18 protein-coding genes are annotated in these 17,264 nt (G+C 63.4%); 5 read left to right on the forward strand and 13 right to left on the reverse strand.

Features of this window, described 5'->3' with window-relative positions:
* The first annotated feature begins 11 nt into the window (after positions 1-11).
* On the forward strand, positions 12-380 hold the full coding sequence (locus VGN72_14805) for a hypothetical protein (protein ID HEV7300632.1): 369 nt from the start codon (positions 12-14) through the stop codon (positions 378-380).
* Here the strand turns inward: VGN72_14805 and VGN72_14810 are convergent.
* The 4 genes from VGN72_14810 to VGN72_14825 are packed head-to-tail and all read right to left on the reverse strand — an operon-like array spanning position 317 to position 3,003.
* Complete coding sequence (locus tag VGN72_14810; protein ID HEV7300633.1) at positions 317-721, reverse strand: hypothetical protein; 405 nt, start codon at positions 719-721, stop codon at positions 317-319. The two genes, VGN72_14805 and VGN72_14810, sit on opposite strands and share 64 nt — an antisense overlap.
* Entirely contained in the window at positions 711-1,145 is a 435-nt protein-coding gene (locus tag VGN72_14815) for a bifunctional DNA primase/polymerase (GenBank protein HEV7300634.1), read from the reverse strand. The genes VGN72_14810 and VGN72_14815 overlap by 11 nt, the downstream gene beginning before the upstream one ends.
* Positions 1,142-2,524, reverse strand: a complete 1,383-nt coding sequence (locus VGN72_14820) for a recombinase family protein (protein ID HEV7300635.1) — start codon at positions 2,522-2,524, stop codon at positions 1,142-1,144. Before VGN72_14820 ends, VGN72_14815 begins: the two co-directional genes overlap by 4 nt.
* Positions 2,521-3,003 (reverse strand): DUF2924 domain-containing protein, encoded by a 483-nt coding sequence (locus VGN72_14825; GenBank protein HEV7300636.1) that lies wholly within the window; start codon positions 3,001-3,003, stop codon positions 2,521-2,523. Before VGN72_14825 ends, VGN72_14820 begins: the two co-directional genes overlap by 4 nt.
* A gap of 421 nt (positions 3,004-3,424) precedes the next feature.
* On the opposite strand from VGN72_14825, the gene VGN72_14830 reads away from it, so the two are divergent.
* Entirely contained in the window at positions 3,425-4,546 is a 1,122-nt protein-coding gene (locus VGN72_14830; protein ID HEV7300637.1) for a nucleoside hydrolase, read from the forward strand.
* A 217-nt stretch (positions 4,547-4,763) separates the two neighbouring features.
* Entirely contained in the window at positions 4,764-5,246 is a 483-nt protein-coding gene (locus VGN72_14835; GenBank protein ID HEV7300638.1) for a GNAT family N-acetyltransferase, read from the forward strand.
* Positions 5,247-5,626: 380 nt separating this feature from the next.
* Here the strand turns inward: VGN72_14835 and VGN72_14840 are convergent, their stop codons facing one another.
* The 4 genes from VGN72_14840 to VGN72_14855 all read right to left on the reverse strand — a co-directional run bounded on the left by VGN72_14840 (position 5,627) and on the right by VGN72_14855 (position 10,487).
* Positions 5,627-6,475, reverse strand: coding sequence for a PEP-CTERM sorting domain-containing protein (locus VGN72_14840; protein ID HEV7300639.1), 849 nt, complete (start codon positions 6,473-6,475; stop codon positions 5,627-5,629).
* Between the two features lie 93 nt (positions 6,476-6,568).
* Positions 6,569-8,443 (reverse strand): endo-1,4-beta-xylanase, encoded by a 1,875-nt coding sequence (locus VGN72_14845; protein HEV7300640.1) that lies wholly within the window; start codon positions 8,441-8,443, stop codon positions 6,569-6,571.
* 69 nt (positions 8,444-8,512) lie between these two features.
* The gene (locus VGN72_14850) at positions 8,513-9,385 is read right to left on the reverse strand and encodes a type II secretion system protein (protein HEV7300641.1); all 873 of its coding nucleotides are present in this window, start codon (positions 9,383-9,385) and stop codon (positions 8,513-8,515) included.
* An 82-nt stretch (positions 9,386-9,467) separates the two neighbouring features.
* On the reverse strand, positions 9,468-10,487 hold the full coding sequence (locus VGN72_14855; protein HEV7300642.1) for a LacI family DNA-binding transcriptional regulator: 1,020 nt from the start codon (positions 10,485-10,487) through the stop codon (positions 9,468-9,470).
* Positions 10,488-11,004: 517 nt separating this feature from the next.
* Between VGN72_14855 and VGN72_14860 the strand changes: the two genes are divergently transcribed.
* Together VGN72_14860 and VGN72_14865 are read left to right on the forward strand one after the other, a co-directional pair.
* Positions 11,005-11,460: a magnesium chelatase domain-containing protein gene (locus VGN72_14860; GenBank protein ID HEV7300643.1), complete on the forward strand. Its 456-nt coding sequence runs from the start codon at positions 11,005-11,007 to the stop codon at positions 11,458-11,460.
* The gene (locus tag VGN72_14865) at positions 11,457-11,996 is read left to right on the forward strand and encodes an SLATT domain-containing protein (protein ID HEV7300644.1); all 540 of its coding nucleotides are present in this window, start codon (positions 11,457-11,459) and stop codon (positions 11,994-11,996) included. The genes VGN72_14860 and VGN72_14865 overlap by 4 nt, the downstream gene beginning before the upstream one ends.
* On the opposite strand, the gene VGN72_14870 is transcribed toward VGN72_14865, so the two are convergent.
* The 5 genes from VGN72_14870 to VGN72_14890 form a co-directional block, all read right to left on the reverse strand.
* On the reverse strand, positions 11,956-12,435 hold the full coding sequence (locus tag VGN72_14870) for a hypothetical protein (protein HEV7300645.1): 480 nt from the start codon (positions 12,433-12,435) through the stop codon (positions 11,956-11,958). The two genes, VGN72_14865 and VGN72_14870, sit on opposite strands and share 41 nt — an antisense overlap.
* The gene (locus tag VGN72_14875) at positions 12,425-13,321 is read right to left on the reverse strand and encodes a hypothetical protein (protein HEV7300646.1); all 897 of its coding nucleotides are present in this window, start codon (positions 13,319-13,321) and stop codon (positions 12,425-12,427) included. The genes VGN72_14870 and VGN72_14875 overlap by 11 nt, the downstream gene beginning before the upstream one ends.
* Positions 13,318-14,655 (reverse strand): fibronectin type III domain-containing protein, encoded by a 1,338-nt coding sequence (locus VGN72_14880; GenBank protein ID HEV7300647.1) that lies wholly within the window; start codon positions 14,653-14,655, stop codon positions 13,318-13,320. The genes VGN72_14875 and VGN72_14880 overlap by 4 nt, the downstream gene beginning before the upstream one ends.
* 759 nt (positions 14,656-15,414) lie before the next feature.
* Positions 15,415-15,633 (reverse strand): hypothetical protein, encoded by a 219-nt coding sequence (locus VGN72_14885; protein HEV7300648.1) that lies wholly within the window; start codon positions 15,631-15,633, stop codon positions 15,415-15,417.
* 450 nt (positions 15,634-16,083) lie between these two features.
* On the reverse strand, positions 16,084-17,262 hold the full coding sequence (locus VGN72_14890) for a hypothetical protein (protein HEV7300649.1): 1,179 nt from the start codon (positions 17,260-17,262) through the stop codon (positions 16,084-16,086).
* Positions 17,263-17,264 lie beyond the last annotated feature (2 nt).

The raw sequence follows: 17,264 nt of genomic DNA on the forward strand, positions 1-17,264 counted from the left end.
AACCGGCTGGCTTGGCCATCACGACCACAAGGGTCGCCACGACCTGCGGCGACGACGTTGACGCCTTCGCGCAAGTCTGCCGCGGCGGCGTCGTGTGGCACCTCACCCAGCACGGCCGCGTCGAGGACCGGGCGATTCTGCGCAAAGTCGCCGATCGGCGGTTCCGGACGGCTGCCCCGCTCGGCGTCGGTGCCGATCTTGACCTCAAGCACGATGGTGGGACGTTCGGCGCCTTCGAGCACGGACTCGGCGGAGTGGAGCGGGTCGTTCGTCGAGTGGCAGAACGCGATCTCCCGGCCGTCGCGCTTCGTGAACGTCACGCCCGGCTCGCTCGTGGCCGACGCGTCGGCCGCAACGTGCGGTCATCGGCGTCGGTGTAGCCGAACGACCGCAGCACGTCGCGCAGCGGGTTCTGGTCGTTGAACTTGTCGATGACCTCGGCCTGACCATTGAGGGACGGGTGGGCGCGGTCGGTGGCCGTTGGGACCTGGGCGGCACTTTCCAGTTCCTGCCGCGTGTACGGTGCCTCGTCGAGCTTTCGCGCGGCCGCCATCAGCGCGTCGGCGCGGGCTTGGGAGACGACCGGCACGTCGATGAAGCAGCCGGACAGCAGGGTGTACGTTCCGGCTGGCCCGGGCGACGGCGGCATCACGGCGTAGCCGCGCTCGCCGCGCGTCTCGATGGCGACCGAGCGGCCGGTCGGTTCCGCTTCATTTGACATCCACGCCAGCTTCTCGCAGCCGCCCGGGCTCGGGCAGATCATCGCCACGTGGATGCCACCGCTCTGCGTCTGGCAGCCCGTCGGCCAGCTCGCCGACCAGCTCGCCGACCAGCGTCACCCACGCGTCGTAGAAGCGACGTTCGTCGAAGTCGAGCACGAGGTGACCGCCCTGGCCGCGACCGGAGATCGTGCCGCACACCGCGGCGAACGCCTGGGCGCCGCGCCACTTGGCCAGCTGCTCGGGGGCGGCGATCGCGGCCTGGAACGGCTTCCACGTGCCCGACTGCTTGAGTTGGCCCGTCTTGGGGTCCGGCCGCTCGACCTGCGGCAGCAGCTTCCTGTGCGGCCGCTTGGTCGTGCGGCAAATCGGCACGACGGACACGCCACCGGCGACGGCACGAAGCATTTCGTCGTAGATGCTCATCGCTCGCCCTCTTCCACGTGGAGCGTCACCCGCTGCACCCGCACGGCGGCGTTGCCGAACTCACGGCGGACGTAGCCGGCGAAGACGGTGGCCAGGGCCCGGCCCGTGTCGATCAGGCAGGACCGGCTGGCGTGGTCTAGCCCGATCAGCCGCAGCACCGTCGCGTGGTCCTGCTTGGCCGCCTTCTCCAGCCGCTTGTCCTCAGCCTTCAACTCCGCCAGCCGCCCCTCGACCTGTGCCCGCGCCGCCCGTACCGTCTCAGCCACCACCGCAGGGTCGCTGCCGATGCTGCGGATCTGCTCGACGACGAACGCCTCGTTCTCCGCCGCCGGCACCGACTTGCTCTGGCAGGTGTCCCAGCCCCGCTTGTGGGCGTTGAGGCAGACGTAGTAGCGGTACCGCTTCGTCCCCTTGCTGCTGTACGTGTTCCCCATCGAGCAGTCGCAGGGGCTGCAGCGAAGGATACCTTTAAGTAATGCGCCGTGGCGATTGCGGACGGCGGCACCGCCGGTCTTGCCGTTGCGACTGAGGACCGCCTGCACCTTCTGGTAGGTCTCGTCATCCACGATCGCGGCGTGCTCGCCGGGGTGGACCTCTTCCTTGTACCGCACCTTGCCGGTGTAGACGACGTTCGTCGGCAGCTGGTGCAGCGTGCTCTTGTTGAACGGCTGCCCGCCGCGTGGCGTACCGTCCCGGCCGACCCACGCCTTCGCCGTCCACCCGAGTTCGGTGATGGCGGCGACGGCCGGGATGAGGGCTCGGCGGTAGAGGTAGATCGAGAAGATACGCCGTACCTGCGTTGCCTCCGTATCGTTCACCACCAGCTTGGGGCCCTGCGGGCTGCGCAGCACGTCGTAGCCCAACACCGGGCGGCCCCCGGCGAACTTGCCCTTCCTGCGGGCGGCGGCGATCTTGTCCCGGATCCGCTCGCTGATGATCTCCCGCTCGAACTGGGCGAACGACAGCAGCACGTTCAGGGTGAGCCGTCCCATGCCGTGGGTCGTGTTGAAGTGCTGGGTCACGCTGACCAACGCGACCTTGTGCCGGTCGAACACCTCCATCAGCTTGGCGAAGTCCAGCAGGGAGCGACTGAGGCGGTCGACCTTGTACACCACGACGCAATCCACCAGCCCCGCCTCAATGTCCTTCATCAGCCGCTGCACCGCCGGACGTTCGAGGTTTCCGCCGGTGAAGCCGCCGTCGTCGTAGCGATCGGGCAGGCAGGTCCAGCCCTCGGTCTTTTGAGAAGCGATGTCGGCTTCCGCACTCTCCCGCTGGGCGTCGAGCGTGTTGAACGCCTGCTGCAACCCTTCCTCGGTGCTCTTGCGGGTGTAGATGGCGCAGCGGATGGTCTTCTGCGGTTCAATGATCTTCTTCACTTGGCCTCTCCTTCTGATAAGAGGTTGAAGAACCCGTAGCCGTTCCAGTGGCTGCCGGTGACGGCCTTGGCGACGGCGCTGAGGGAGCGGTAAACCGTCCCGTCCCACTCGAAGCCCTTGGGAAGCACCGTCACTTGGATGAGGCGGCCTTGGTACTGCCGCGTGAGGACCGCCCCCGGCATGGGCAACCGACGGTTCATCGGTGGCGCCGGCAGCGTCACCGTTTGCGCCACAGCGGGCGTGCGGGGAACGGTGGTGCGAAGGTCGGCGTCGCGGGCGATCTCGGCCGCCCGCGCCTTGGCCCGCTCGCTGAGGCCCCCTTCGGCCAGCGACTGCACACGCCAGCTGATGCGCTTGATCAGGAAGTCCTTGTTGCCCGACCGCGACGCCTCGCCGAAGATGTCGGCGTACTTCTGCCGCAGCTGCGCAGGGCTCATCTGGGTGAGCTTCGCCAGCTCGGCCTTGACGTTGATGCTCATGCTCTAACTCCTTGTCTCGGATGCGTTAACCACGTTGTCCATGTGTCCACGAGCGGGCCGACACGTCAAGTCGGAACCCGAGTGGAAAGACGGGCCGGGATTGGAGTGGCTGTCCGGGCCTAAAGCACCACGGCGGTGCAGGCGCAGCACGCCCATGGCGGCGAGGATCGCGGCGACCTCGCAGAGGCGGTCATTAACGGACATCACAGACGGGTCGGTCGGGTCGAGGTACGACATCGGTACTCCGGGTGGAGGCGATGCCCGCAACGACCTTCTCCTTGAGACGGGTGTGCTGCCTGGCAACGGGTTTTGTCGGGACCAACGCGAAGTCCCCTACCTGTTAACTACCGGGTTGGGGCGAGGAAGGGGTGGGAGAAGTTGACCTTTTCCCATTGAGTCGTGCCGTCATTTTTACATTCGCATGAAACGCCCGCTGATCGACGCAGTACAAGGCGTTGCGGTGCTGGCCAAGCGGCAAGTACCCATCACCGGAGGATCGCCCGTGGACATCGTGCGCTGCGTCGTCGCCATCGCCCTTTGCGTCAGCTCCGCGCTCTGTGGTGTTGGCCAAGCCAGCACAGGCGACCGGGCGATCATCGACACCGACTTCCGCACCAACTGCGACGACGCCGGCGCGCTGGCGATGCTGCACGCGTTGGCGGACCGCGGCGAGTGCGAGATCATCGGCGTCGTCGCCAGCACCACCGGGCCCCACGTGGTCGCGGCGATCGATGCGGTCAACACCTACTACGGCCGCGGCGACCTGCCGGTCGGCCTCAGCCCCCGGCCGTCGCTGCCCGAGGGGCCCGGGGCCGACAACTACGCGCCGGCCCTGGCGGACCCGGCGCGGTTCCCCAGCGACGCCACCAACGCTACCGCGCCCGAGTCGACGGCGCTCTACCGTAAGCTGCTCTACGGGTCGCCCGACGGCAGCGTGAAGATCGTGGTCGTCGGCGGGCAGAGCTGCCTGGCGATGCTGCTGCAGAGCGCGGCCGACCACGAGGCCGACGGCTCGATCGGCGTTACCGGCGCGGACCTCGTCCGCGCGAAGGTGAGGGAGACCGTCATCATGGGTGGCGCCTTCCGCCAGCCGAACCGCTGGGAGTTCAACATCAAGCTCGACGTGAAGGCCGCCGACGCGGTCGCGCAGCATTGGCCGGGACCGATCGTCTACTCCGGGTTCGAGGTCGGCGATCGCGTGATGACCGGCGGCACGCTCCAGCACCCGGACACGAACCCGATCGCGCTGGCGTACACGCTCGGCCAGCACACGGGCGACGGGGTCGGCAAGCCCGGCCCGCGTCAAAGCTGGGACCAGACCGCCGTCTACTACGCCGTTCGCGGCACGGGCGATGCCCAGTCGCCGCTGTGGCGACTGAGCGACCCGGTCACGATTCGCTTTAAGGGCAAGACCGAGTTCGCACCCGCCGTCGATGCCCTCGCGCCCGATCAACTGCGGCGCTACCTGATCGACGCAGCACCCAAGGCCGAGGTCGCCGGTCGGATCGACGTGCTCATGCTGCAACCGCTGGCCGACAGATAGCGCCCCACGCTGGCCCGGCCACGTCCGCGCAGGGATGCAGAGGCCGGGATGCAAGGGCCTCAACCGCTCGCCCAGTCCGCGGTGTCCAGGGAAAAGCGAGCCTAACCCCCGCCCCGTCCCGGCCGCGGCGGTAAGCGATGTGCTAGACTGTGCGAGCAGGATCGTCACGATAATCGTTTGCCGTCGATCCACGCAATCCAACAGAAGGCGAGGTGCTATGCCCGACATGCTGGTGAAGTTATATGACCTGCCGCCGCGCCATGCGGCGGTGGCGCGATGCGCGGCCGAGGGCATCACGATCCGTGGGGCAATGCCGTACGAGAAGACGATCGTGCTGGGCTGGATCCGACAGGAGTTCCAGGTTGGCTGGTCCGATGAGGCCGACGCCGCGTTCGCCCGCCAGCCGATCAACTGCATCATCGCGACCGACCGGGGACGCGTGGTGGGCTTCGCGGCCCACGACGCCACCGCCCGCGGCTTCTTCGGTCCCACCGGTGTGCAGGCGTCGCACCGTAATCGAGGCATCGGCAAGGCACTGCTGCTCTATAGCCTGCACGGGATGGCCGACCTAGGCTACGCCTACGCCATCATCGGGCAGGCCGAGGAGAAGGCGCGCGACTTCTACGCGAAAGCGGTTGGCGCCACGTTGATCCCCGGCTCGGATCCGAGCATCTACCGTGACTGGTTGAAGTCGTCTTAAAGCGACTCTCCTCTCCCCCTCCCGGCCGAGACGGACGATGGCGGGCGTGGCTAAGTGTGGTCGGCGGGTAAAGGTTCCGCTTGTTCGGCAACAACAATCTCCCACATTGAGCTACGTCAACCGCTGACGCCACCCTTGGAACGGCACGCACGACCTGGGCGTAAATGTCGTCGCGCACCCGGACCCGTTCGGCGTGCAGGCGCCGCTGCTGAAGATCCAGTGTAAAAAGCGGGGCAAGCACTGCCGGCCCGCCTGCGATAGCGTGTTAGCGATGACCAACCGTCAAGCATCACGAGCTGATGTGCCGGGAACGAAAGACAAACCAGCGGTCGCCCGTTTGGGGTCACCGCTGGTGATGGTGATGGGGGAGCTGGTCCCAGCTATCGACGTCTGGCTAGGAGAACCAAGCCGCCCATCGTGAGCAGTGCGGCCGTCGCAGGTTCGGGCACCGCGGCGACCGTGGCAAAGCCGATGTCGTCGATGCCCGCGGAGATCACACCACCGCTAAGCGTGATGGCGACGGTGGCGATGTCATGCTGACCATCGGGCGTTTCGAAACCAAAATAGACGTCGCGCCCGCGAGAATTGCCGCTCGCACCATCATCTAAGTCGGAATTGGACCCCCTCGCCGTCTGAATGTTCAGCAGGTTTCCCAAGCTATCGAAGTACGACACCTCCGCCGAATGGCTCAGGTACAGATTGGCGACCGCGAACCCGACCGCTGCCACGGAATTGACGCCGGTGGCAAAGGCGCCGGATGTCGAATCGTAGGAGCCAAACGTGATGTTGAGCGTCGCCGTGTTGGCGGTGGAGTTCAATCCAACGATCTCAAGGGCCGACGTGCCAGATGTCACGCGATGCAGGTTATTTATGTCCCTGCCCGAGTTGGCCGAATACGAACCGCTGAAGGAGAGGCGGACGTCGGGCAACGTCGGGTCTGAAAAGCTCAAGTAATTCGTCCCGGCCGCAATGTTGGAGCCCGACGTCGGGTTGTCCGTAAACTGCTGGATCGCCTGGAAGTCGGTGCGGGCCTCCAAGGTTGCCTGCGGCGTCAGGACATTCGAGCCTGACGCACTGCCGTTCGTATCGATCGTCTGTGCACCGGCCGGGTCGATGGCGCCTGCGCCCGCCACCAGCACCGGGTTCGTCAGCACCGCAGCATCGACGCCGGCCGACATCCATCCGGCAACGCAGGTTGCCGCCATACATACCAACAGTTTGCTCTTCATTTCGCTCATCTCCAAAATGCTTCGCGTTTGAAGCGACTATTCTTCCCACTATCGTGGCTGAGCATCGGCGCAGCCACACACATAGCGTGCGGCTCAATCGAGCTCGACGCGCACCGCGGTGCCACCGGCTTGCAGTGACGTTTGGACTGTCTTCGTCTGCCGACCCGCCGTCACGGTCACCTCGTACTGGCCGTGGAACCCGCGGACGTCAAATACGCCGCGCTCGTTGCTCCTGCCGCTGGCATCGGTCCACCAGTTCTTGAATACGAGGTGCTCGTAGACCTGGCCTGCGGGCTTGATGCTCCAGTCCTCCCGGAACAGCGCCGCGTTGGCTTTCCAATGAGCCCCCTGCCAGAACCCCCACATGACGACCGCGCGGACCGACGGGTGGCTGTAGGTGATCGTCAGGTAATCGCGCAGGTAGTCGGCCTGAAGTTGCTCATCCTCGGTGCCGATGTCGAACTCGGTGATCTCGATCGGGAGGTTGAACTCGGACAAACGATCCAAAATCTGCAGGACGCGATGCGGCGGTACCAGGCGAGCGCCGAAGTGGCTTTGATCGCCGAGCGCATCCAGCGGCGCTCCACGGTCGAGGAGGAACTTCACCGTGTCACAGAACGCAGCCAGGTGACCCTCGTGAAAGCCAATGACGCCGTAATCGTTGAGGTACAGTTTGGCGGCCGGATCGGCGGCACGGGCCAGCTTGAACCACTCAACCATCTCTTCCATGCCGAGGATGTCGGTCAGCACGTGGTTGTCGTGATGCTCGTTGACGACGTTCCACGACTTAATGGTGCCCGCCATCGTCGCCACCTTCGACGTGATGTGAGCGCGCACCCGTTGTCGCAGCCATTCCGCCGCTGCTTCCTTGCCGTCGGCCTTTACGTGGGCCTCGTACTCGGCCTTGCTGGCTTCATTGCGTGAGGGCGCTTGCCAATTCACGCCGTTGTATGTGCCGTTTATTTCGTTGGTCGTGGTCGGGATATGGGTCCACTTCTGCCAGACCATATGCGTTCCGTGCAGGTCATTCACCCCGTGAGACTGCAGCCACGCCGCGGTCTTCAACTCGTTTGGCCGGCCCGACTCTTCCCACCATCGCCAGGAGAGACCTGACACCACTGCGCGGTTGAACAAGCGGGTCAGTTCCTGTCGATAGCGCTCGGCCCCGGGCTTCGTCGAACGATCGCCGACGACCCACCGTGACTCTGCGACGTTGCCGAAGCCGAAGGCGTGTCGCTGCATCTGGACGCGCACCTGCGCATCGCGAACCGGTTGGCCGTCGCCATCGCGCACCTCGACGGTCAGGTCGGCCTTGCGATGCTTCTCGATACGCGCGGCCGCCTCGGCACGCCACGCCGCGTCCGGTTCGCGGCCGATGTAGGTCAGACGAGTCCGTGGAAGCGAGTCCACCGACACATCGGGACCGTAGTTGCGTAGCGACATCCCCCCTACGTCGACCACCTGCGGGTCGTAGCCAAGGGCGATCACGAACTTGCCCTCGCCCACCGCGACGTCTTCGACCGCCCTGAACGGCAACTCGTACTGCTGCCATTCTCCTCCGGCGCCTACGCCGAATCGAAGGTGGCTCGTGTGAGGAGGATGGATGCGTTGAAACAGAAACTGCGCCGTCGCCTCCCTCGTCTCCGTCCGTACCTGCTCGGCGCGTATCGAGAACCGGGCGTGTAGCACGTCCCCCTTCTTGATCGGCTCCGCATTCGAGATCATCAGCTGAATGTCGTACCAAGCGTGCGACGGGCCGTTCGTGTTGATGCGCAACGCCGTCGTGAAGGGCTGCCCATCCACGGCGACCTGCGTCATCTCGCATCGGCGGGCGTTGGAGCCCATGAGTCGGAACGCGTCGAGGTCATCGCCGTTCATCATCGGCTCAGCTGCGCCGTGCACGTGCACGGCGGCAAACGTCGCAAGCGCCGTCAGCATCAACGGTATCGAGTGAAGCACCTTCAGCATGTCCACTGCATCCCTTCGCACTCTTTGTTCGCAAATCGATCTAACGCGCCAGGCTGTCGGCCGCGCGCATCACCGTTGATCGAGCCGCCACTTGGGGAACCGAAATGCCGGCTCGTTCGGCAGGTTGTCCATCTGGGCTACAACGGTGGGCAGCGTTTTGGTCACGATGCTCTCCGCGTGTCCGTCGAAGAAGACCATGTTGGTGATCGTGCGGTTCCGGTGGCGGGCGTTGATGAACCGCGGGCTACGATTGAGGCGGCCGAACCCATCGAAGATCATGACGACCTCCGCCGACATGCGGATCATCGTCATCTTGTTCAACCGGGTCTGGTGACTGGTCGTGGTGAAGTCCCAAGGCTGCATTGGCCACAATTCCAGGCGTGCGTTGTACGCGGCGACGTTTCCGGCATTGTTCGCGTCGTACGTGGTCAGTGGTTGAAGCGAGTTGATGCCGTACCACATGTCGTAGTACCGATTCACGCCGCCCGCGGCCCGTGTGGCCATCACGGACCATCCTCGCTGGTACATCGCGCCCGCTTGGTCCTCACTTGTCGCCGGGCGCGAGGCCGCTGATAGGCCAGCGCCGTAGAAGTCAGTATCGATGCCATCAGGACAACGGAAGACGGAGCTCGACGTGCTGCCGTCCGTGGCGTTGAGTCCGGGCGCAGGCAGGTATTTGCCCACCACGAGGTAGGCCGCAACTGTATCCTCTTGGCGGCCACTGCCGACCGAACGCGAAGGTGGCAGGTAGTCCTTATTCGCCATGGCGTACAAGCGCACCCCAAGTCCGATCTGCCGCAAGTTCGATAGGCAAGCGGCCGTGTTCGCTGCCTGACGGGCCTTGCCCAAGGCGGGCAATAGAACAGATATGAGCAGCGCGATAATGGCGATCACGACCAAAAGTTCTACCAGCGTGAACGCATTTTGATTTCTTTTCAGCATCTCCCTGACTCCGTTAGAGAATCGACCGGCCAACGGTCCACGCTGGCACCAGCCATTGCGGCCCTTCCGGTTGCATCGTCGGTCACGGCCCCCAAGCCGTGCTCCCAGCACGCCAGCGCGTTGGTACCAGGACTGAGGCACCGCCGCTCATGCTATCTGGATCTTTCGACAGACGTTCAAGCATCATGCCGGCCGCCATCTTTCCGATCGCGAATCGTTCGAAGCTGGCACGGCTCAGGGTGGGCCACTGCTCGACGATCTGGTTTGCATCATCGCAGCAGACCAACCCGTAATCCCAGCCTGGACATAGTCGCATGCCGATGCTCACGTACTGGACGCGCCGGGCCAAGGGCACGGTGCTGGCAATGATGGCCGTGTCCTTCCGCAGGTGGGGTTCCACCATAGCCCCGAGCTTGGCGGCATGATGCGGCCCCACACAGACCTCAGTCACCTCGACATCTGCGGCTCGAAGTACTTCCATCGCACCGGTAAAGCGTTCGCTATGGCTGTAGTGAATATTCGCCTCTGGTGCCACACCGATGTACGTCGCCCGCCGGTAACCCAAATTTACGATGGTCTGTGCGGCCAAGCGTCCGGCCTGCAGCTCGTCTCGACGAATGCACCATTGGTCGCGCCAAATGTTCGTGTCGAGCCAGACACAGGCGGGCACGTGCCGCTCGGCCTGAGCGTACACGTCCGGCGGCAAGCGGTCTGTGATGATCAGACCGTCTAGCAGGCGTTCGCGAAAGACACGCGAACCCGGCCGCGAGTCATCGGATATGTCGCCGAAACGGACGATTGACAAGACGTAACCGGTTTCCTCGAGCCGTTCGTTGATGCCGAGGATGAATTCGAAAGCCGCAGCATTGGTCAAACGGTGGCCGGGCGCGTTACGTAATAGGACCCCGATCTGCCGGGTGGCCTGCAAACGTATCGCACGGGCGGACGCATTGGGGTGAAAGTTCAGCTCCGCCGCGATCATCTCCACCTTAGCAGCGCAGGCGGCGCTGATGCGCGCCGTGGCCGCGTTCCCGTTCAGCACCTGCGAAACGGTCGGCACCGAAACGCCAGCACGAATGGCGATTTCCTTCAAGGTCACCATGGCTGAAAGAGTACATGCAAAACCGTTCTTGCGTGGGTGCAAAATTAATTTAGCAACTTGAGTGTATCTGAGGGTATCTCTTCGGCTGTCTCCCTCCGCCGCTCCGCGTTAGTCTTCTGCGTCGCTGCCCTCATAGTCGGAACATCTCTCTAGTCCTGAGACGTGGGCGGATGCCGTTGCGGCCATTTCCCTATTCGCACCCATTCCAACACGGCCCCCCGAACCGGACACGGTTGTTAACTGCCAGTCGGAAATAGAGCGGAGAATCCGAGAGTTCTGCGGTGCGGAAGGCCGGGAAGGTCGAACGCGACCTAAAAGCGGCGCCCTCTCTCCCTCTCTTCATCCCGGCCACACGCCAAACCCTCAGATTTCCGCCCAAAAACGAGCGAACCCTGTTAATTGGAAGTAACAGGGTTCGCGGAAAACTATATACACATTGCCAGACAAGGATTTATGAATCTACCCGTGCCTGACCCTCTTCGAACTTTCTCTGCCTGTTCTGCAGGAGCGGCTGCCCATGGCCATCGGCCTGTTGCGCGCCGGCAAGAGCATCCAGACCGACGTGCACAAGGACTACCTGATCGCCGGTGAACTAGCGCTGGATGGCCGCGTGCGGAAGATCAAGGGTGGGCTGTCGATGGCGATGCTGGGGCGCGAGAAGAAGCTGCGCGGCGTGATCCTGCCGGCCGAGAACTGCCGCGAGGCCGCGGTGGTCGATGGCGTCGACGTCATCCCCGTCCGCACGCTCGCCGACGCCGTCAGCTTCCTGAACGAACTGCTGCCGATCGAACCGTACGAGCTGAACGGCCAGCCGTACCTGGCGTCGCAGATCTCCTCCCCGCTCGACTTTGCCGACGTGCGCGGGCAGGAAGCGGTGAAGCGCGCGATCACCGTCGCCGCCGCGGGAAACCATAACGTCCTGATGTCGTGTCAAGTTCTACCTAGTACCGATTTTGGTAGGATGTGGGGATGAACGACACGCCGGAAAAGCCTTTGGACGCTGCGGTTCTCAAAGTGTTGATCGCCGAGGCCGCGCGGATCGAGGAGGATTCAACCTACTCCGCTAAGGGGCAGTACGAGTGTGCGGATGCCTGGGCTTACCGAAATCTTTGGATCGGCATCCCCACAACCGTAGTCGCTGCCGGTGCGGGTGTAGTCGCCCTGAAGGATCAGCCGATCCTCGCCGGTATCATGTCTCTTGCGGTGGCCGCGTCGTCTGCGGTCTTCACGTTCCTAAATCCGCGCGAGCAAGCGTTGAACCACTTGGCCGCGGGCAACGCGTTTAAGGCACTTCAGAACGATGCCCGAATCTTCTACACGATCGAATGCGTTCACCGCCCGAACGATGCGGGGCTCGTCGCCGATCTTAAGGCCCTCAACGAACGGCGGAATAAGCTGAACGCTGAATCCCCCCAGCCATCACGGAAAGCATTTGAGCGGGCGCGGAAAGGAATCGAGGCCGGCGAGGCTAGGTATGCCGTTGACGCGGAAAAGTCTCGGCCGGCCTGACGTCGTTTGCTTCCAGATCTTGGCCGGGGTGAATCCCACCACCCTGCCATTCGCCCGTTACGAGCCACGACTCATAAAAGAAAAGCCAGTGCATGATCCACGGCACGATCGTCGTCGCTAGGACGCATTCTGACGTGAAGTCGGCGTAGTAGAGGCATAGGTCGCCGTGCATGTACGTGTGCGGCTGTCGCTCGTCTGGCTTGCGACGTTGTAGCTCCGGCGATTCGACCCATGCTTTTGGCTTTCCGCCGACGCGGTACTCGATGCGGACGGTGTAGATGTCGTTTATCGGCGTCGGCTGAAGCTGCCCGCGGCACACGAGGATTGTGCCCGTGGGCTCCTTGATGATTTCCCGCGTGAAGCCGGGGTGCAGCCTCTCCATCCACGCCGCTTGCTCGTGCAGACCGATCGCGCGGATGGGAGCATACCTAGTCACCATAAAACGAATTCGACGGAATCGCGATGGACGCGGCGGCGGGCGTGGCCGTCGTTAGTGCAGACGTCGCGCGGGTCATGCGGATATCGCCGCTGCTCCTCGCGGTGGCGTAGCGGTCGGTGTACGTCTTCACGGCGTTGTTCACGATGCCGCTGCCGGTCGGGTCGAACAGGTCGTTCAACAATGCGGCGATCTTTGTCATGCTCCGTTCGCGCTGGAGCTGGATCATCTTAGCTTTGAACTCGCCCACGAAGGCCAGGAAATCGAGATAGAGCTTGTAATTAGCCTGCCAGTCCGCCGCCAAGTTCTCGGCGGGGTTCGTCGGGCACGGGACGCTCCGGATGCCGGATTCGTTCCGGGCCTTCTGCTCGATCCGGTCCAAGTTGTTCATGATCGCATCGAGCAGGTTGTTCTCTTGCCCGTAGAAATCGGCATTGATCGTCGTCAGCACGATGGAGCGCGGCGTGTTTTCGCAACCATCAAAGTGAACGTCGCGACGACGCTTGAAGAGTTGGACGACGCGTTGGAGCATGGTCTTTTCGAAGCTCGACACGTTCGGCGGGAGTGGCTGAACCGACGCCATTGCGCGTTGCTCTACCATCGGAAGTGCCTGGGCGGCGAACCAATTGATGTACCGCTTGGGGTCGGTCTTCACCCATTCACGGCGTTCGCGGTCAGGAATGACAAGCCCGGTGGGGCCATCCTCGAACGAGGGGACGGCCGGCACGATCTCTAATCGGTACTGGCGTTCATAGGTCAGGATGATGCACCGCGCATCCACGGACATCATCCCCCGATATGTCTCGTGCGCCTGCATCCGGTCCAGCACGTTGTGGAACAGCGTCACGGGGCTAATGAGGTACTTGTCGCGTTGCAGCACGCAAATCATAACTTGGTCCGGTCTTCCTGCCCTTCCGTCGCAGATCCTCCGTTCCACATGTAGACGTGTGGCAGCACGTCCGGCCCGGGAGCGGGTCGCGACAGCTCGATGACGTTGGACGGGTCGGAATATTGACCGCCGCCGTAGGCCCGCACGCGAACGTACAACTCGTCCGCATCGCGATCGGTGTCCCAGTGATGGTAAAGGGTCGCGTGTTCGGAGTTCGTCCCGGTGTAGTTCCAATAGCCGTACCAATGATAGTAGTAGTTGTCCCACGTCACGCCGTCGGTGCTGCGTTCGATGACGAACCCATCCTCGTGACCGCTGTTATCCGCCCAAGTTAGATTGTAGTTGGCATAGAACTGGCCGACATTGTCACCGCCAAGCGACCCGGCCCGCGTGCGGGACGCGAGCGAGGCCGACAGTCCCGACGGGCTCGCCGGCCTCGCATAAGCCCAAGTTGCATACGAAAACGACGACGAGACATCCTCGTACTTCGCCTTGATCCGGTAACTGTACCGGACGCCCTCCGTGACGCCTGTGTCTTGAAATTCGCTCACACCCGCGTCGAGCGTAACCAGCGGTTTGAACTCTTCGAGTGGCTCGGCGGGATTGTAATGGGTCGGACCGGTCCACTGCTGCCGTTCGACGACAATCTGAGCGTTGCCACCACCAGGTTCCCAGGACAGTTCGATGCGGTTGGCGACGTTGATCGTCGTCTTCAGGCCTGTGGGCGCGGTGACCGCGATGAGGACCGGAGAAAATGCGGACGGACCGACGGCGTTGTAGGACTTAATGCGGAAGAAGTAAGCAGTGCCCGGTTTAAGGTCCGTCAGCGATCTGCTGGTGGTGTTAGCAGGAACGTTGAAGAACTTGACGCCGGACGTAAACGCTTCGTCCGACGCCTGCTGGATGACGAAACCGCTCTCGTTGTCCGACGCGTAGCCCCACGTCAGGGAGACGTACGATGTCCGCTGGTTCACCGCCGACAGCCCCGTGGGGACCGCGGGCGCACCGCTCTCGCCTGGAATGCCGGGCGACGGGTCGGGCTCACCGACAGGGCTATTGCCACCGCCGAAGCCGTCCTCATCTTCCTCATCAACGACTCCGTCACCGTCGTCGTCGTTGTCCTCGTCATCGGGGATGCCGTCGTTGTCGTTGTCGGTATCGACCGGGTCGGCAATTCCGTCGTTGTCGCTGTCGGTGTCGTCTAAGTTGGGAACGCCATCCTTGTCGTCGTCATCCGGAACGCCGTCACCGTCGAGGTCGTCGTCCGGGGTCCCGTCGCCGTTCGCGTCGACCGGTGGTGCCTTGGCGATGGCCGACGCCAGGTTTGACGCCAAGGATGCCAAGCCATCGATGTCGACCGAGACGATGTAGTAGTGGTAGGTTGCGCCGGGCGAGATGCCGAGATCAGTATATGAGCGTTTCTCGCCGCCAACGTCGCCACGAGATTTTCAAGCGCAGGCACGAACGTCGCGGAACGGCTCCGATACAACTTGAAGCTGCTCGTCACGTTGCCCGTGCCGCGTTGCCACGACAACGCGATCTTGCCAGGCCCGACGCCGATTGCCGTCAGGTTCTCCGGCGCCCGCGGTCGTTGGATCGCCCGAACGGGCGCCGACTCGACATTCTCCGCAGCCACTGCGGTAACCTTGTAGAAGTAAAACCCTGAAGATGGCAATTCGGTGTCGGTGAAATGTGCGCCGGTCACCAGTTGGTCGTTCAGGAGCGTCGCGGACGAGGGCACGAAGTCTGGGGTCTGCCCGCGGTAGACGCGATAGCCGTAGGTCGTGGGGGCTGCGTTGAGCTGCCAACTGATATCGATGCTCGTACTCGATACCGCAAGGGCGACGACGTCAACCGGCGACGGCGGAACCTTCGGTGCCACAGTCTCGACTTCGGAGGTCGAAGAATAAACCGTGTAGTTGTCATCCAAGCGGTACGAGCGGACGCGATAGCTGTACCGGTTGCGCGGCTCGCCGAAGACTTCGGCGTACTTCTACCGGAGCTGGCTCGGGCTCATCTGGGTCAGCCTCGCCAGTTCGACCTTCACGTTCATAGCCATGCTGTAACTCCTTCTCTCTGAAGTCCTTGGTGCGTTAACCACGGTGTCCCATGTGCTGCATCCCGGCCGACACATCAAGTCGATCGGCGGCGCATTCCGAGTGTGGAACAGGACCAAGATTGGAGTGGCTGTCCGCGCCGAGAGCACCGCGCCTATGAAGGCGCAGCACACCCCTGGCGAGGATCGCGGCCACCTCGGCGAGGCGGTCCTCCACGCACATGTTGGACGGGTCGGTCGGGTCGAGGTACGACATCGGGACTCTGGGTGGAGGCGATGCCCGCAACGACCTTCCCTTTGAGACGGGTGTGCTGCCTGGCAACGGGTTGTGTGGGACCAACGCGAGGTCCCCTACCTGTTAACTACCGGGTTGGGGGGAGGAAGGGGTGGGGAAAAATTCTCCGATCTATACGGAGACGAGGCGCGCGGGTCTGGTGAGGCGGTAACTGCCGGTGCGCTCATAGTAAGAGTAGGTCGCGGGTCCATTCCGGACACTCGTGTAAGTTTGGATCGTGAAGCGGAGGAAAGAGTGTCAGAAGCCGGGGACTGAGCATACCTGAACGGTATAGATCAACTGGAGCATGTCGATGCGTTAGCATGATTAACGAAAAGCAAAGGGGCCCGCACTCCAGGGGAGCTGGGCCCTCTTCGCCGAAACACGCCATGTGCTATCGATCAGCCGTTTGCAGTACCTGGCTAGTAGCGGCTAGTTCTGCTGCTGATTCTGCGGTTGCTGCGCGTTCTGGTTCTGGCCCTGCTGGGCGTTCTGTCCCTGCTGCGGCTGCATGCTGCCCGCGGCGGGCTGGGCGTTGTTGCCCTGCCGGCCGCGGCGGTCGATCTGGGCGGTGTTGCCGTTCATCGTGACCGATTGGGCGAACAACAGCCGCTTGTCCTGCACCTTCACCGGCACGGCGGTGAACGTGATGCTGGCGTCCTTGCTGATGTCCATCTTCAGCTTGTCGGCCGGGCCAAGGTCGACTGCGACCTTGCTGCGCTTGTCGTTGCCTTGGCGCTGCGCGTCGACCATCGCGATCAGGTGCTGCGTGCCGCGGATCTTGGCCTTGTGCGTGCTCAGCACCTTGCCTTCAAGCTGGCGGCCCTGGCGGTTGATCTGCTTCGTCTGGCCCTGCGCTTCCAGCGACCGGGCCAGCACGATGCTCTGCTTGCCGACCTGCGCCTTCGGGCCGCGCACGGTGATCTCGTTGCCAAGCTTCAGGTTCAGGTCCTTGATGGCATCGGCACGGCCGAGGTCGACGATCATCGGTTTGTCCTGGTGCTGGATCGTCACGACGACGTTCTGCCCATCGCGCACCTGCACGAGCTTCATCTTCTGAATTGGGCCGCTGATCGCCTGGGCGCGCGATTCGCGGGCGGCCTCGCTCTGGGCGTGCTGCTGTTGCTGCTGCGTGCCGGCGCTGCCGAACGAGTAGTAGTTGTAGTCATCGTAGACGCCGTCGGCGTTCCAGTCGGCGTACGTGACGTAGGCGTCGTAGGCACCGTCGTTATCGTAGTCGTAGTAGCGCGAGTCGTAGGTGTAGACGCCGTCCTCATCGTTGGCGTACGAGTTGTAGGCACCGGAGTCGTAACGGTCGTAGTACCAGTTGTCGTTGTCATCGGCGGTGTCGTAGCCGTACCACGAGTCGCTATCGCTATCGCCGGCGGTGTCCTTGGCGGCGGAGTACTGCTCGTCGTCCCAGCGCCACCAAGCCTCATCGGTGGGGTTGTAGTCGTTGCCGTCGAACCACTCGGTGATGTCGAGCCAGCCGTCGTCCTCGTAGTACGGGGTGGACGCGCCGAACTCGGCCGCGTTTGCGGAGCGGCCCGCGCCGAAGGCGCCGATGCTGGCGAGCAATGCGAGACGAACGAGGGGTATCTTCTTCTTCATGG

The sequence above is a fragment of the Tepidisphaeraceae bacterium genome, assembly GCA_035998445.1.
Taxonomy (GTDB): domain Bacteria; phylum Planctomycetota; class Phycisphaerae; order Tepidisphaerales; family Tepidisphaeraceae; genus DASYHQ01.